The organism is Comamonas sp. C24C (assembly GCF_053345995.1).
Genome location: NZ_JBKFBC010000007.1, coordinates 174395 through 188193 on the forward strand (window position 1 = coordinate 174395; position 13799 = coordinate 188193).

19 protein-coding genes are annotated in these 13799 nt (G+C 59.4%); 12 read left to right on the top strand and 7 right to left on the bottom strand.

Going from position 1 to position 13799, the window contains the following annotated elements:
- From ACLBXN_RS14680 to ACLBXN_RS14695, 4 genes are all read left to right on the top strand, one after another.
- Window positions 1-1706, top strand: a 1706-nt coding sequence (locus ACLBXN_RS14680) for a hypothetical protein (RefSeq protein WP_447612614.1), incomplete at its 5' end; no start/stop codon positions are given.
- Window positions 1703-1939, top strand: coding sequence for a hypothetical protein (locus tag ACLBXN_RS14685; RefSeq protein WP_447612615.1), 237 nt, complete (start codon window positions 1703-1705; stop codon window positions 1937-1939). The genes ACLBXN_RS14680 and ACLBXN_RS14685, both read left to right, overlap by 4 nt.
- 18 nt (window positions 1940-1957) lie before the next feature.
- Window positions 1958-2275, top strand: coding sequence for a hypothetical protein (locus ACLBXN_RS14690; protein ID WP_447612616.1), 318 nt, complete (start codon window positions 1958-1960; stop codon window positions 2273-2275).
- Window positions 2272-2742 (top strand): lysozyme, encoded by a 471-nt coding sequence (locus tag ACLBXN_RS14695; protein WP_447612617.1) that lies wholly within the window; start codon window positions 2272-2274, stop codon window positions 2740-2742. The genes ACLBXN_RS14690 and ACLBXN_RS14695 overlap by 4 nt, the downstream gene beginning before the upstream one ends.
- Window positions 2743-2849: 107 nt before the next feature.
- Here ACLBXN_RS14695 and ACLBXN_RS14700 read toward each other — a convergent pair whose 3' ends face one another.
- From ACLBXN_RS14700 to ACLBXN_RS14715, 4 genes are all read right to left on the bottom strand, one after another.
- Entirely contained in the window at window positions 2850-3227 is a 378-nt protein-coding gene (locus ACLBXN_RS14700; protein ID WP_447612618.1) for a hypothetical protein, read from the bottom strand.
- A gap of 40 nt (window positions 3228-3267) precedes the next feature.
- Window positions 3268-4017 carry a YfaZ family outer membrane protein gene (locus ACLBXN_RS14705; protein WP_447612619.1) on the bottom strand — a complete coding sequence of 250 codons (750 nt, stop codon included), beginning with the start codon at window positions 4015-4017 and terminating at the stop codon, window positions 3268-3270.
- Between the two features lie 9 nt (window positions 4018-4026).
- On the bottom strand, window positions 4027-5505 hold the full coding sequence (locus ACLBXN_RS14710) for an amidohydrolase family protein (protein ID WP_447612620.1): 1479 nt from the start codon (window positions 5503-5505) through the stop codon (window positions 4027-4029).
- A gap of 195 nt (window positions 5506-5700) precedes the next feature.
- Window positions 5701-6150, bottom strand: coding sequence for a universal stress protein (locus ACLBXN_RS14715; RefSeq protein WP_447612621.1), 450 nt, complete (start codon window positions 6148-6150; stop codon window positions 5701-5703).
- A gap of 198 nt (window positions 6151-6348) precedes the next feature.
- On the opposite strand from ACLBXN_RS14715, the gene ACLBXN_RS14720 reads away from it, so the two are divergent.
- Together ACLBXN_RS14720 and ACLBXN_RS14725 are read left to right on the top strand one after the other, a co-directional pair.
- On the top strand, window positions 6349-6906 hold the full coding sequence (locus ACLBXN_RS14720) for a DUF1003 domain-containing protein (protein ID WP_167002238.1): 558 nt from the start codon (window positions 6349-6351) through the stop codon (window positions 6904-6906).
- Between the two features lie 100 nt (window positions 6907-7006).
- Window positions 7007-7432, top strand: a complete 426-nt coding sequence (locus ACLBXN_RS14725; RefSeq protein WP_447612622.1) for a hypothetical protein — start codon at window positions 7007-7009, stop codon at window positions 7430-7432.
- A gap of 59 nt (window positions 7433-7491) precedes the next feature.
- On the opposite strand, the gene ACLBXN_RS14730 is transcribed toward ACLBXN_RS14725, so the two are convergent.
- A complete protein-coding gene (locus ACLBXN_RS14730; protein WP_447612623.1) occupies window positions 7492-8298 on the bottom strand; it encodes a Rha family transcriptional regulator in 807 nt (268 codons plus the stop codon).
- A 429-nt stretch (window positions 8299-8727) separates the two neighbouring features.
- Here ACLBXN_RS14730 and ACLBXN_RS14735 point away from each other — a divergent pair, with 429 nt between their 5' ends.
- Together ACLBXN_RS14735 and ACLBXN_RS14740 are read left to right on the top strand one after the other, a co-directional pair.
- Window positions 8728-9903 carry a hypothetical protein gene (locus tag ACLBXN_RS14735; RefSeq protein WP_447612624.1) on the top strand — a complete coding sequence of 392 codons (1176 nt, stop codon included), beginning with the start codon at window positions 8728-8730 and terminating at the stop codon, window positions 9901-9903.
- A gap of 12 nt (window positions 9904-9915) precedes the next feature.
- The gene (locus tag ACLBXN_RS14740; RefSeq protein WP_447612625.1) at window positions 9916-10122 is read left to right on the top strand and encodes a hypothetical protein; all 207 of its coding nucleotides are present in this window, start codon (window positions 9916-9918) and stop codon (window positions 10120-10122) included.
- Window positions 10123-10241: 119 nt separating this feature from the next.
- Here the strand turns inward: ACLBXN_RS14740 and ACLBXN_RS14745 are convergent, their stop codons facing one another.
- Together ACLBXN_RS14745 and ACLBXN_RS14750 are read right to left on the bottom strand one after the other, a co-directional pair.
- Window positions 10242-10760 (bottom strand): hypothetical protein, encoded by a 519-nt coding sequence (locus tag ACLBXN_RS14745; protein WP_447612626.1) that lies wholly within the window; start codon window positions 10758-10760, stop codon window positions 10242-10244.
- A 234-nt stretch (window positions 10761-10994) separates the two neighbouring features.
- Window positions 10995-11675: a hypothetical protein gene (locus ACLBXN_RS14750; protein ID WP_043373197.1), complete on the bottom strand. Its 681-nt coding sequence runs from the start codon at window positions 11673-11675 to the stop codon at window positions 10995-10997.
- Between the two features lie 666 nt (window positions 11676-12341).
- On the opposite strand from ACLBXN_RS14750, the gene ACLBXN_RS14755 reads away from it, so the two are divergent.
- From ACLBXN_RS14755 to ACLBXN_RS14770, 4 genes are all read left to right on the top strand, one after another.
- Entirely contained in the window at window positions 12342-12611 is a 270-nt protein-coding gene (locus tag ACLBXN_RS14755; RefSeq protein ID WP_447612627.1) for a hypothetical protein, read from the top strand.
- A 69-nt stretch (window positions 12612-12680) separates the two neighbouring features.
- A complete protein-coding gene (locus ACLBXN_RS14760; RefSeq protein WP_447612628.1) occupies window positions 12681-12911 on the top strand; it encodes a hypothetical protein in 231 nt (76 codons plus the stop codon).
- Window positions 12912-12923: 12 nt separating this feature from the next.
- Window positions 12924-13256 carry a hypothetical protein gene (locus ACLBXN_RS14765; protein WP_447612629.1) on the top strand — a complete coding sequence of 111 codons (333 nt, stop codon included), beginning with the start codon at window positions 12924-12926 and terminating at the stop codon, window positions 13254-13256.
- 64 nt (window positions 13257-13320) lie between these two features.
- Window positions 13321-13797, top strand: a complete 477-nt coding sequence (locus tag ACLBXN_RS14770) for an N-acetyltransferase family protein (protein WP_447612630.1) — start codon at window positions 13321-13323, stop codon at window positions 13795-13797.
- Window positions 13798-13799: the final 2 nt, after the last annotated feature.

Consider the following 13799-nt stretch of genomic DNA (forward strand, 5'->3'; position numbering starts at 1 on the left):
CGGGCCTGCGCTGCAGTGCGGTCGTGCGCTACAACACCGACACGCCCCGGCCCGTGGTGGCCGAGGTGGCTGCCAGTGCTCAGCAGGCGCGGCCTGTGGCGCGGGGCTGGGTTGCCGGCTGGCAAGACACGGATGCACTGCCGGCTGGCTGGACGGCTACCGCGCAGGACGCCATGCCTTTGCAAGAGCAATTCGGCGTGGCTTGGCAGGACGGTCAGCGGCAAGGTGTAGCCCTGCAGGGGCGGTTTCAGCAGGCACGGCCTCTACCTGGCGCATCAGCACAGGCCCGCTGGCAGGAGGCCCAGGGTCTGCGCGTGAGTCTGCAGGCCACGGCCCAGGATGCCGCGCCCGTGCGGGCCGGCTGGATGGTGCGGTTTCAGGAAAGCTTGCGCGACCGTCGCCGCATGGTCGACGCAACGGCCCAGGATGCGATGGGTCTGCAGTACGAGCTCACCACGGGCGCAGGCCCATCGGTGCCGCTGTACCGGGGATTTAAGGGCCGCTATCAACAGGCCATGAAACCGCCCGCTGGCAAGTCGCAGACCAAGCCGCCAGAGCCGGAGAAGCCTGGCTGTTATGAGCAGCTGGTGGGCGGCCCCATCCGTTTGCTGTTCTGCAGGTCTTGGACTGCTTCGGCCAATCTGCTGTTCATGTGCTGCAAGCCAGTGGGGCCAGAGCCGCAGCCCCAGTTCGTCATTCCACTGCTGCCCGTCTATATGCAAGTCCACAACCTCACGGCGCATCTGCTGCCAAGCCTTGAGCCCGTAGTGCTCACCAACGTCACCATTGCCGCCGACGACGACAGCTACTGCTGGAGCCTGTCGGCCAACGGCCCCGAGCATCTGCTCGATCAGCTCGCGCCCGTGGGCGGGCTGCCGCAGCGGCTGCAGGTCGGCATTGACGGCATGCAGTTTGTCTTTGCCGTAACCAGCACTGCGCGCAGCCGTTCGTTTGACCGCCGCCGCGTGGCGGTGCAGGGCATCAGCGTCACGGCAATGCTGGGCAGCCCATACATGCCCAAGCAGGCCTGGTTGTCTACCTCGGTGGCAACGGCGCAGCAACTGGCGGTGAGCGCGCTGGAGTTCAGTGGTGTTGATCTGGATTGGCAGATCCCGGATTGGCAGGTGCCCGCTGGCGCGTGGAGCTTTCAGGGCACGCCGCTGCAGGCTGTGCTGCGCATGGCCGATTCGGTCAATGCCGTGGTGCGCAGCCACCGCACGGCAGAGCAGTTGATCGTTGCGCCGCGCTACCCGGTGCTGCCGTGGGAGTGGGGCGCGGCCGTGCCCGATGTGCAAATGCCTGCGGCCGTCATCGTCACCGATGAGCTGCGCCCCGATCCGCGTGCCGAATACAACGCCATCTATGTCGCTGGTGGCAGCGTGGGCGGCGTGCTGGGCCATGTGGTGCGCAGCCTCAGCGCCCGCGACAAGCTGGCCCCGCAGATTCAGGACGACCTCATCACCCACGCCGACGCCGCCCGCATGCGCGGCAGCTGGGCGCTGGCGGCCAGCGGCAACAAGCTGCAGCACAGCATCAGCATGCCCGTTCTCACGGGCGGCACCAACCCAGGCATCTTGAACCCCGGCCAGCTGCTGGAGGTGGCCGATACCGACGGCATCTGGCGCGGCCTGGTGCGCGGCGTCAGCGTCAGCGCCTCCATGCCTCGCGTGCGCCAGCAGGTCACCGTTGAAAGGGTTGCCGCATGACAACCAACCTCTACAAGCGCCTGAAGGCCCTGCTGCCAGACGACCCGGTCATGACCGGGCAGATCAGCGCCGTGTTTGCCGACGGCACCGCGCTGGTCGCGCTCGAAGGCGCCGCAGGCCTGCTGCGCGTGCGCAATCCGCTGGGCATGGCCAACGGCGTGCGCGTCTATGTACAAGGCGGCGCCGTCACCGGCCCCGCGCCTGCCATGCCCTATGTGCTGATCGAAGTCTGAAAGAAGAAAGGAAGGGGAATGGACGACTACGGCAACGAGCTGCCGGCCACCACGCTGCAGCAAGTCAACAAACGCTTTAACCAGGGGAGTGAACGCATGGCTGCCATCGAACGAGATCTGAAAGCCGCAACCCAAGGCTTGCATGAGGTGCGACAGGAACTGCACCAGCGCAACCAGCAGATGGCCGATTTGCTGGAATTCTTCACCGCCATGAAAGGCGCCTTCAAGGTGTTCAACTGGGTGGGCAAGGTCGCCAAGCCCTTGGCTGCCATCGTCATGCTGGGCGGGGCTTGCGTAGCCTTCTGGACGGCCGTCAAGGGAGGGGCAAGCCGATGAACTGGAAAGAAAAACTCATCGCCACCCTTGGTGGTGCAGCGGTAGCGCTGGCCATACCCCTGGTGCAAAAGTACGAAGGCACCGTGCTACGCAGCTACCGCGACCCGGTGGGCATCGTCACGGCCTGCACCGGCCACACCGGCCCTGAGCTCAAGATGGGCCAGACCTACACCCGCCAGCAGTGTGAGGAGATGCTCTACAAGGACCTGGCCAGGCATGCTGATGCACTGGGCTGCATCACCGCGCCGCTGACCGACGGCCAGCGCGCCGCCTTTGTGAGCTTTGCATTCAATGTGGGTGACGACGCGTTCTGCCGCAGCACCCTGGTGCGCAAGGCCAACGCGGGCGACATCGATGGCGCTTGTGCCGAGCTATCGCGCTGGACTTACGCCGGCGGCAAGCAGCTGCCCGGCCTGGTCAAGCGCCGCGCGGCAGAGCGCCAACTGTGCGAGGCGGGCCTGGCATGACCGGCGCATCCCGCATCTGGCCATGGCTGGCCTTGGCCCTTGCCCTGCTGTTGGTCCTGCAGAACCAACGGTTGGCAGGGGTCGAAGTGTCTCAGTCAAAAAAGGCTTTAGCCCAGGCGCAGAAAGCGCAAGCTGCTATGGAAATCAAAGCCGCAGGGCGACTGCAGCACGCCGCAGGACAACAGGAAAACACCCATGACTACACGCAAGAAATGGCCCGCCTGGAGGCTGGCCGCGCTGCTGATGCTGCCCGCATTGCAGGCTTGCAGCACGACATCCGCAGTGCGGCCACCCGTAACGCCCAGCTTGCCGGTGACGCCGCTGCCTGCCGAGATCTCGCAGATCAGCACCAGCGACTCGCAGCCCTTGCTGGCGAAGGCGCGGGCGTGGTTGGCCAGCTTGTCGGACTGGTCGAGAGCCGAGACGCCCAGGTCAATGCCTTGAAAGGTCAGGTGCAGGTGGACAGGCAACTGCTGGCTACGCACTGAGCCAGCTTGTCACGATTGCGATTTGCGTTGGCGGTACTTAAAACCGGAACGTCGCCCCGATGATCGGGCCGCTCTGGCTGAAGTCCAGGCGCTTGCCGCCGTCGCGGTAGTCCACGCTCAGGTGGCGGTAGCCTACGGAGACAAAGAGGTTCTCCTTGACCTGGTAGTTCACTGAGGCATGAACCTGCCAGGTGAACTTCGAGCCCACATCCAGCCCGCCCATATCGGCATACAGCAAGCTGGACCAGCGCGGTGCAATGTCGTAGCGCCAGCGTGCGGCCACCACAGGGTCGACGAACGAGGTGTTGGACTGCGCGGACGCCACCCCAGGCACATTCACTTCGGCTCTGATCTGCCATAGGCGAAAGCCCGCCATCAGGTCAAAGCTTGACTGAGGGCTCAACGCCCAGTTGTGCCCGCCGGTCATCGTCAGCGAAGTCTGGCGAATCTTGGCATGGGCGCTCAGGCCCAGGGGCAGGGCGGCCTTGTCCGATGTTGCAGCGTAGCTGAAGTCGCCCTGCAGCACATAGCTGCCCTTGCGCGCCGTGCCGTTCACAAAGGCGGCGGCGTCCAGGTTCTCCAGAATGTCCGAGAACGACTTGTTCACGTCGACGGTGGGCGCACCCCTGAACGGGCGAACGCTGCCGTCCAGGCCGGTCATCCACACATAGGGCGTGAGCTGAAAGCGCCATGCATCGGCCGCTTCCTTGTCCTGCGCCCAGGCCGGCATGCCGCCCAGCAGGCCCATGGCCAGCGCTGCTGCGGCCGTCTTGATGTGCTGTGTCATTTGTCTCCCTTACAGCGTGTTCTTGTGCACCTTGCCGTCCTTCATGATCAGGCGCAGGTTCTGTTCCGGGTTGGCCAGAAAGTCCAGATTCACCGTCGGGTCGCCGTCGGCTACCAGCAGGTCGGCAAACGCACCGGGGGCGATACGGCCCAGCGGCTGGGGGTAGGGGTTGCGCTCGCCCGACAAAGCCAGCAGCTCGCCGTTGGTGCCCGTGGCCTGCTTCAGCAGCGTCATCGGGTCGTAAAAGCGCGTCAGCTTGGCCAGTTGCCGGCCCTGCGTGGCCGTGCCCTTGGGGCTGAACAAAATGTCTGTGCCCCAGCCGGTCTTGATGCCGTACTTCTGCGCCATCTCATAGGCGCGCACTGTGCCCTGGGCCACGCGCGACTGGCTCTCGCGGCGCACGGCGTCGGTGTAGGGGTTGGCATCCTCGTCCTGCAAGAACGGCTGCAGGCTCCACCACACGCCCTCGTCGCGCATCATCTTGACGCTCTCTTCGTCGGCCAGCTGGCCGTGCTCGATGCTCTTCACCCCCGACTTGATGGCCCGCTTGATGCCTTTGGGCGTGTACACATGCGCCATCACATAGGTGTTCCAGTCGGCGGCGGCCTCCACGCCGGCGCGCAGCTCCCTCTCGGTGAACTGGGTGCTGTCCAGCGGGTCGTACAGCGATGCCACGCCGCCGCCCGCCAGCATCTTGATCTGCGAGGCACCCAGCATCAGCTGCTCGCGCACGCGGCGCAGCACCTCGGTCTCGCCGTCTGCAATCATGGCCACGCCGACTTGTTCCACCATACTCAGCGACTCGTTCGCCGCGCGCGGAATATCGCTGCGCAGGCGAAAGTCGCCATGGCCCGAGGTCTGAGAAATCATCGCACCGCTGGGGTAGATGCGCGGGCCCGGCACCATGCCCTCGTCGATTGCGCGCTTGAGCGCAAAGGCCGGCCCGCCCGCATCGCGCACCGAGGTAAAGCCGCGCATCAGCGTGCGCTGCGCCTCTTGCGCGGCGGAGATATACAGATAGCCCAGATCGGCCGTCATTGCCGTCATCTGCGGCACGGCCGCCAGCATGGTGTGCCAGTGCGTATCGATCATGCCCGGCATCACCAGCTTGCCCTGGCAGTCGATCACCTGGGCGCCTTCCACCTTTTCTCCGGCAGAGGGCAGGGCCGCAATCATCTTGCCCTGGATCAGCACCTGCACGCCCTGGCGCACCGACTTGCCCGTGCCGTCAAACAGGCGCAGATTGGTCAGCAGCACGGGGCGGTCGGCCTGCCTGGGCGCGCCGCCCGCACCGGGCTCGGCCGCATGCAGGCCCACAAACGGCGCCATCATCGCAGCCACCCCGCCCACAAACATGCGGCGCGACATATCGGTCATCACCCGCTCATGCAGCAACTGGCACACCACGCTGCCGCAGGTGCAGGCTCTGGGGCGAATCGGGCCCGTCTTCCAGGCCAGGTCGGCGTCGGTAGCGATTGCGTTACTCATCTGCTCTCTCCCCTCATGCTGAATGAACAAAGACGCCGCGGCAGGCGTGACAAATGGAACCAACAGTTCACAATTTGATGCACCGATGCTACACGACGATAGGCGCATGAAAAACGCCCCGTTGCACCTGGGCTCCGGGGCGTCTATTGAATTTTGAGAACAGCCGCAAATCTGCCGCGCTGCCGCAGGCCGGGCTTAAACCACTGGCCTATGCACCAGCACCGGAACGCTGCTGTTCACCAGCACGCGCTGGGTTTCGCTGCCCAGCAAAATGCCGGCAATGCCCTTGCGGCCGTGGGATGCCATGCAGATCAGGTCGCACTGGCTGTCCTTGGCCTGCTGGATGATGGCCTGGTGCACCGAGAAGTTCATCGTCCGCGCTGTCTTGCAGGCCACTCCCTCGGCCCTGGCAATGTCCTGCACCGCCTGCAGCACCTTGTCGGCCATGCGTTCGGCGTCTTTGCGCAGCTCGCTGGGGTTGTACGCCACCATTCCCTCGCCGCCATACATCAGGGCCGAATAGTCCGGCATCACATACAGCACCGTCACCTCCGAGCCTTGCTCCTTGGCCAGCTGCAGGCCCGCATGCAGCGCAGCTTCGGAGAGTTTCGAGCCGTCCGTAGGAATCAGAATGTGCTTGAACATTTTCAGCCTCCTTGCGCGCCAGCGCGTACGTGGTTGGTAGTCGATCCGAACCTTTACCAGACCCATACTCACACTCCGGGGCCGTCAATGCAACACCTGGAGTCAATATTCAATCAGCCATGGCACGCGCCTGATGCAACGCGCAGGCTTGGGTAGCATGGTGGCGTTGTCTTCATCCTTCGGATGACAAGGAGTCCCATGCTCAACACGGATACCGTTGCGAAGAGGTTGTTCGGCGCCTCCGCAGATACCCTGGACGAAAGAGCGCTCAAGGTCGCCCAGCACATAGCGCGGCGCAAGCACATCTCGCGCAATGTGGATGAGGAGCTGGATCAGGCGCCGCCCACCTTCGGCCAGCGCGCGGCAGATGCCGTCGCCACGTTTGGCGGCTCCTGGGCCTTTGTGCTCCTGTTCTGCGCAACCATGGTGGCCTGGGTCGGCCTTAACGCCTTGCTGCTATGGGCACGCGGCTCCACGTTCGACCCGTACCCCTACATCCTGCTGAACCTGTTTCTGTCCATGCTGGCCGCCATCCAGGCGCCCATCATCTTGATGTCGCAGAACCGCCAGGCAGACAAGGACCGCATTCGCGGCGAGCACGACTACGAAGTCAACCTCAAGGCCGAGCTGGAGATCATGCTGCTGCACCAAAAAATAGACGAGCTGCAGAAAACGCAGTGGAGCGAGCTCATCACCATCCAGAGCGAGCAGCTGCAGCTGCTGCGCCGGCTGGCAGAAGGGCACCGGCCCGTCTAGCCACGCAGGCATTGTGCGTTGTGCTCTCGCATCCGCTGTGCAGATCGCCATCAGCGGCTAGGGCGGTAGTACGATTCGCCAATGGCAACTTGGAGTGGGTATGGGCAAATCGACGTATCGCGCATTGGTGATGGCTTCGCTGGGCATCCCAATCCTCGGAATACTGGCGGAATATGGCTTCGATCTGGTGCCCCAGGAGCTGGCTGACCTTTCCCAGAGCCTGTTGATGCAGTCCGAGGTCGGTCTCACCGACTGGATCTTCCTGCTGGCGTTCTCGGTGGTCCTAGTGCTCGGCCTCATTTCCTTTTACGGGCTGCTGCGGTTCAGGGCATGGGCGCCTCGGTTTACCCTGTGGTCCTCTGTGGCGACCTGGGTCGTCGTCTGTTTCAGCCCGCCGATTGTGCTGTCCGGTCTGGGGTACTCCACATCGACCTTGGGCTGCGTACTCTTTGGGGCAGTGCTTGCCCTGCCGTACTACTCTCCAGAAGTGCGAGAGATGTTCTGGCCGTCCACACCAGAGGAATGAACAAAAGCCCCTTAGAGGGGCTTTTTACATGGCAAAGCGCTTCGGGTGAGCCAGGCAGGCTATCGGAACGTCATGTGCAGCAGGCCTTCATCGGGCGCAGGGGGCTGCTTGGTGGGCAGGGCCGGTGCAGATGCGGGGCGCTGGCCGGGGGAATCACTGGGGTAGATCGGCAGTGTCACCTGCTTTTCGCGGTGCTGGGCCCGCTGGGTCAGGCGCTGGGTGCAGGCCGTTGCCAGCGTAGCCAGCTGCGCATCGGTCGCGCTCATGATCTCGCCGTCGGCAATGCGCTGCGGCAAGCTGCTGAAGGACACCACCATCTGGTCCGTCGCAATCGGCTGGGCATGGGGCAGGGTGGGGCGGCCCTGGCTGTCGTAGTTCAGGTTCAACAAATAGCGGCTGTGCTGCCATTCATCGGTGTCGCCCTGCATCACCGCATTGAACACCGTGCGGTGCACCTGCGCCGCAGCCTCGGCGGCCAGAGAAAAGGCCAGCTCCATGCGCTGCGTGTCCGCAGGCTGGTGCAGCGCGGCCTCCATGCGGTTGAAGGCGTCGATATAGGCGACCTTCCAGCGTTGTGCCTCCTTGCCGGTAAAGCCCATGGCCAGCAGGGTAAAGCCGTCGCGGGTGATGCGGTAAGCCGGAAGCGTGCGTCCTGTTGAGTCAGTGAAATCGCTCAACGCAAAATTGCGTTCAGTGAATTCGGCAGGGGCATCGAGCCTTTTGATGGCGCGAATCACATCAGCGTGGCGTTTGCCAAAGTGCTCTGCGATCTGAAGACTGGTAGTGGTGACGGTTCCGTGATCGACGGAAAGCTCGGGACGAGCGGGGAGGGAGGTTACGGACGAACCAATGCTGTTGTCAGCCATGATGAGGCTCCTTGACGACGAGGTCTAAACCCATCACCTCCCCGACCAAGAGAAGGTGGTGGACCGTGCAGGGTTGGTCGACCGGGTCAAGGATCCGGCACACCCTCGCGGGTGTCCCCACACGGCCCACCGTAAAGCGGGAGCCATGCGCGCGCAGGCATGCTCAAAAAAGCAAAAAGCCGCAAACCATAATTGAGGGCGCGGCTGCTGCGCCTTGACTACCGGGCGACCAAGCCCAGATCACGCTTAACGGGCGTGATGACTGTTAGTGTAACTGGTTTGCACGTTTGATGACCTATGTGTAGGTGACTCAAGGAAGACAGCTCTGTGTCGCAAATCGTATAAGTAGGGCTATAGAAGACGATCTATTTAGGTGAGATTTTACTAAAATTCTAATGTATTATTACGTTCGAATAATAGGGAGATGGAATGCTAAAGGAAAGTTTTGATAATGATTTTGGTTTTTGGTTTTTAGTTAAAAAAAGAAGATTCAAAGAAGGGTTTGCTGTTCTAGGAGCAACGCCATGGTTGTGGGTAGTAACAGCTTTGTGTCCGGTCGCAGCAGGTGCGCTGGCCTCGTTCTATCCCGCTGAGATAAAGGAAAGTACTTCTCTATTTTTTTTCTCCGAAAAGATTTTCAGTCCTGTTGCCACTTTTTTTTGGTTGGCAATCATATTGACTGGGCTGAGCTTGGGTCTTGCGCAATGGTCTCAGGCTATGGCTGCAGGGGCTTTGCGTTCTATGATTCGGAGATTGCAAACACTACCGCCTAGTGGATTTCTCGAATCCTATAGAGATACATATCGTGAATCTGCGCGTCAAGCATTTTTAACAATGATTTACCCAGAGGCGAGTAAAGATCAAATTGATCAATCAATTAGAAATATCTTGGGGGCGATAGCAGAGATTGCGAGAGACTTTGATGAGCAAGAATCCGCTATATATGGTGCAAACTTAATGGTGTGGAGGGAGAATGGCAGTGCTTTTGAAGAAGATTGCCCGCTGCATGTCGTGCCATTTGTACCTAATGATAGCTCGGTTCTTGGCTACTTGGAGCTTGTGCAAAGCCTTTCGACGGCGACCAATCTTGGAAATAAAATTGATGCTAAAATTAGTCCTGTCGTTTTCCCCGTTCCCGTAGATACGGAAAAATATTACGACTCAAAAAACCATGCGCGCGATCCTGTTATTCCAGGTGCCGCCAAGTCTTTCGTGGCAAATAGTTTTGAACTATTTGAATCAATTGAGTCTTATGTGAAGTGGTTGGACGATCACAGCGCTAAAGGGCTCGATTATATTAATCCGTTGAAAAAATATTTTGTAGAAGGTTTGGGGAACCATGTGAAAAGTTTTGGTTCTCGACCTATTGTTTCTACATTGCCTGGGAGTGAGCAAAGCGTTATAGCTATAATAAATATTCACTCTAATCAAGAAAATATTCTTCAGGATAGTGGGCAAACGCTTTTTGCGCCGCTAATAGAGCCGTTCTGCTTTTTCCTTGCGTTGTTGCTGGAAAAGAGAAGTGTGATATTATCCTCCACAGAGCCAAAAGATGGGGTCACAAAGCCTTCCGAGGCTGAAAGTGGCCCCCTCAAGGAAGCATGAAAGGAGTCTGATATGGCGGAAATTAACAATGATGCCTTGTTTCGAGTACTTTTGGGCTCTCAGAAGAATCTTGATGAAGTCCTGAGGGAGGCATCATCTGAGATCACAAAGATAGGCCGACGTAACACCACAGTTGTTAGAAGGGTCATCAAAAGGGATGGTGTGTCGTCCACCAAGCTCTATGACCTTCCGTTGAAAAAATCAGCAGTTCGTGGGTGAGTGAAAAAGTATCTATATGTAAAAAGGCAATGTAGAGAGCTACATTGCCTTTGTGCGTGAGCAGGTGCTTTTTGGGGCGCTAACCAGATTTCAACAGCGGCCGGGGGGCCGCGCATTCACTACCTGCTGCCGGACTGGGACGCCGCTTGTTGCTGATTGGCAAGGAGCTGGGCGGCTAAATGGCTTCTAAGCACTTGCTCCAGTGCGGGCGAGGGCGTCTCCGGGTCTGGGGTTTTGCCAAAGGCCAGCAGATTTCTGGTGAGCTGCACAGGCGTCATCAAGATTCCCCAAGGCAGGCCCCACCACCCCAGAAACAATGAGAAGACCGTGTCTCCGATTTTTTGCTTGGTGCCGCATCGTGCGCAAGCCACCAGCGGCCGGCTCGACCACGACGTCATCATGACGACGGAATACACACGGTAAGAGGTGTGCACATCCACCGGGCCGGGGCCGTCGCATTTGGGGCAGTTTCCTCTGTGCACCCGAAAGATATGGGCCTTCACATCGGCGGGGGAGAGCTGGCTGGCAGCGTCGGAAAGTAGCCCTTGGTGCAGGCATTTCTCATTGCAGTAGCGACGGTCGCCGTCTCGCTTTCCGCCAAAAAGAATTCGGGTATTGCAGTACGCGCAGGAAGCCATTCAATCTCTCTCAGTGTTGTTATCGCGCCTGATTAAACCAAATATCGCCGGCGATCACCCATCTAAATTCAGAAGGGATGATTCGTGTATCAAATGCGCCCGGCTCCTGGCCGCAACGGCATGTTGAATTGGTTTTTCATCAAGAGGTCAAAACGCACTCAAGAGAAATGACTGAATTGAGAGCGGCGTGGCGCTCAGGCAAGGCGCGGGCCCGGGCCCGCGCTGTCACCCTGGTCAGTTGGTCGCAAAACAGTACATCAGCCCGGCGCTGCCGCTTTGTTTGAGCTGGTCGATGCTGCAGCCGCGCGTGCCGTGTGACGAGTTCCACGAGGCATTGGCCACAGGGTCGGGGTTGGTGCCTTTGTGGTCATGGTGGCCCACGATGGCAGAGCCGCCGTCGCTCTTGGTCCAGTTGCCGCAGGTGGTGTCCTTGCCGGGCTCGGGCACGGCCAGGGTGCCGTCAGGGCGCGAGCCGGTGAGGATGTCGTGGCGGTTGACCTCATCGCCAAAGCCCGAGACGACTTCGCCCTTCTCGGTCAACGAGGTGTCCTTGCCGACCTTGGCATTGGCGCTGTGCAGGTCGGCCACGCTGGTGGCAATGACCACGCCCTTGGCGTTGCGCCACGGCCCGTTGCCGATGCGATCGCGCGCATTCACCGCCGGTTGTCCATTCAGCGCAGCATTGCTCAGGTAAGCGCGCCAGGTCTTGTTGCCTGCACCTACGCTGGCGGCCAGCGACTGGCAGTAGCGGTCGGCCCCGGCCAGCCCGCCCAGGTCGCCGCCCTTGCCCGGGTTGGTGCTGGTGATAAAGAAGCTCATGGGGTTGCCGCCCGACGACCCCATGGCGCCGCAACCAACAATCAGTGCGGCAGCCGCTAGGGCGGTGCTGGCGGAAAGAACCAAACGACGGGACATGGCAGGCTCCTGAGCAATAGTGGAGCACGCAGGCTAACGCAAGGTGGTGTCAGCGGCAATATGGGTGGGGTTTTGAGTTGAATCCACCGCCATGATCGTTGCTTGGATAAACAGTGCAGCTTTTGCATGTTCGTTCGCTATCATTGCCCTGCAAGAGTCTTTCGATCCGGGTGACAAGTGCGTTTTACTTGTCGTCCCAATCTGGTGAGGTGTATGCGCACTGACAGTCAAAAAAAAATTTCTCCACTCGCAGCGTGTCTTACGTTTGGACTGTTTTCACCTGTTTTCGTTAGTTTCCTTGGCCGAGGAACCCCTGCGACTTGTGTCGCTGTGCTTGGCTGGATATGTTTTTTGGCCATTGCACTCATTTATCCGATTTTTTCGATCAGGAACGGCGTTATACGGACGCGAACGTCTACGGCCTACAGAGCAGATGAGCCCGTCCGCTTTTGGGTGGGGCTCATTGCATTGGAGGCAGTGATGCTGTTGGCTCTATTACTAGCGACTTTTGCTTTGCACGTATATCTGAATAGACCAATCTAAGGTCCGGGCGAGCAAGGCAGTTCTTAAATTGCGCCGCAGTTGTCAGTCAAAATTCTCCCACTTAGGCTGAGCAGTTACACTTGGACGCGATAGGTCATCCAACACTCTCTTGGAAGGTCAGACATGCGTCGTGATGCAACGATCTTTGGTTGGCTTATCCTGATTCTTGGTGTGTTCGGTATTGCAAATGGAAGCGCCATTTTGATACGCGGCGCTTTCCATGCAGAAGGAGCCAGCTGCAAGGCAATCTGTGGGATCTCGCGCTTGTTTGCCGGGTTTTTTTCGCCCGTGGTTGGAGCAGCCTCGGCGGGAGCGATCTACTTGCTGTTGGGCTCATGCATGGCTTTGGCGGGCTGCCTGGTGCTGAAAGACCAAAAGAAGACGCAGCCTTGAGCGGCTGCGGTGAATCGAGTAGCGGCGTTAAAGAGCGCCAAGAAGATGCTCCGCTGTTAGCATGACTAAATGTGGAAATCCTTGCAAACCATGCTTGCCGCTGCCTTCGTTTTCTTGAACGATTGGAGCTACGCACGCATGTATGTCAGCGTAATCGGCGGCTTCTGCAGCGTCGCGTTGATCTACCTATTCGCATTGCCAATTGAGCTGCCGTTATGGCCAGCGGTGCTGGTCGTGCTTCTATCGGGCGTGGTGGGTCTTTGGTGGGAGCGCCAGAGCTCACACAGTTCCGAGATGTGAAAACTGCGAGCCATGTCCAGAATTCCTTCTGTATCTTTAGAACGAGCGCGGTCTGACATAGTCGATGGGGATCCTGTCGCCGAGGAAGAACGTCAATGGTGGGTGCGCATCATTTTTGTGGCGCTAAGTGCAGGCTGCGTAGTCTTGGCGATTAGCCTTCTACGTTCGTTTTCAACGCTTCAGGACTATGCAGGTGCTATGTTGGTTAGCATTTTTGCATTGCTCGCTGCATTCTTTGCAGTCTTGGCAGCCCCCAGCCGGTTTCAAGATAGATTTATACGACCAATAATGATCTACGGACTAATATTGGAAATAATAGTCAATATTTTCATTATTATGAAATGACGTTCAAGCTTTATGCTCGGACACCCGAATATCAATCGTGTTTCATGCTAAGAAGTTCTATCCTATGTCTGAAAGTACCGCTGTAACTGGTGTCGTGGTAAGAGCCATTCAACCCAAAGACTTTGATCAGTGGCTCTCGCTCTGGGACGGCTACAACGCTTTCTACGGACGGGCAGGGGCTACCGCACTGGCCAGAGAAATTACCGAGACAACCTGGGAACGCTTCTTCAATCCCATCGAGCCGGTATTTGCGGTGGTCGCGGAATATGAAGGAGAGGTAGTTGGCCTGGCTCATTACCTGTTTCACCGCAGCACCACCAGGCTTGGCCCGGTCTGCTACCTGCAAGATCTTTTCACGGCCCCGACGCGGCGCAAGCTCGGAATTGGCAAGGCCCTCATCAACAACGTCTACAAGCAAGCCACGCTGGCTGGCGCGAGTCGTGTCTACTGGCAAACACAAGCAACCAATGAGGCCGGCCGCGCGCTCTACGACAAGTTGGCCAGGCATGCCGGGTTTATCGTTTACAGCCATGAGCTGTAGCC

Bases quoted from the DNA above. Each gene is read 5' to 3' on its own strand.
- ACLBXN_RS14685 (WP_447612615.1), top strand. From the start codon at position 1,703: ATGACAACCAACCTCTACAAGCGCCTGAAGGCCCTGCTGCCAGACGAC.
- ACLBXN_RS14690 (WP_447612616.1), top strand. From the start codon at position 1,958: ATGGACGACTACGGCAACGAGCTGCCGGCCACCACGCTGCAGCAAGTC.
- ACLBXN_RS14695 (WP_447612617.1), top strand. From the start codon at position 2,272: ATGAACTGGAAAGAAAAACTCATCGCCACCCTTGGTGGTGCAGCGGTA.
- ACLBXN_RS14705 (WP_447612619.1), bottom strand. From the start codon at position 4,017: ATGACACAGCACATCAAGACGGCCGCAGCAGCGCTGGCCATGGGCCTG.
- ACLBXN_RS14710 (WP_447612620.1), bottom strand. From the start codon at position 5,505: ATGAGTAACGCAATCGCTACCGACGCCGACCTGGCCTGGAAGACGGGC.
- ACLBXN_RS14715 (WP_447612621.1), bottom strand. From the start codon at position 6,150: ATGTTCAAGCACATTCTGATTCCTACGGACGGCTCGAAACTCTCCGAA.
- ACLBXN_RS14720 (WP_167002238.1), top strand. From the start codon at position 6,349: ATGCTCAACACGGATACCGTTGCGAAGAGGTTGTTCGGCGCCTCCGCA.
- ACLBXN_RS14725 (WP_447612622.1), top strand. From the start codon at position 7,007: ATGGGCAAATCGACGTATCGCGCATTGGTGATGGCTTCGCTGGGCATC.
- ACLBXN_RS14730 (WP_447612623.1), bottom strand. From the start codon at position 8,298: ATGGCTGACAACAGCATTGGTTCGTCCGTAACCTCCCTCCCCGCTCGT.
- ACLBXN_RS14735 (WP_447612624.1), top strand. From the start codon at position 8,728: ATGCTAAAGGAAAGTTTTGATAATGATTTTGGTTTTTGGTTTTTAGTT.
- ACLBXN_RS14740 (WP_447612625.1), top strand. From the start codon at position 9,916: ATGGCGGAAATTAACAATGATGCCTTGTTTCGAGTACTTTTGGGCTCT.
- ACLBXN_RS14745 (WP_447612626.1), bottom strand. From the start codon at position 10,760: ATGGCTTCCTGCGCGTACTGCAATACCCGAATTCTTTTTGGCGGAAAG.
- ACLBXN_RS14750 (WP_043373197.1), bottom strand. From the start codon at position 11,675: ATGTCCCGTCGTTTGGTTCTTTCCGCCAGCACCGCCCTAGCGGCTGCC.
- ACLBXN_RS14755 (WP_447612627.1), top strand. From the start codon at position 12,342: ATGCGTCGTGATGCAACGATCTTTGGTTGGCTTATCCTGATTCTTGGT.
- ACLBXN_RS14760 (WP_447612628.1), top strand. From the start codon at position 12,681: ATGTGGAAATCCTTGCAAACCATGCTTGCCGCTGCCTTCGTTTTCTTG.
- ACLBXN_RS14765 (WP_447612629.1), top strand. From the start codon at position 12,924: ATGTCCAGAATTCCTTCTGTATCTTTAGAACGAGCGCGGTCTGACATA.
- ACLBXN_RS14770 (WP_447612630.1), top strand. From the start codon at position 13,321: ATGTCTGAAAGTACCGCTGTAACTGGTGTCGTGGTAAGAGCCATTCAA.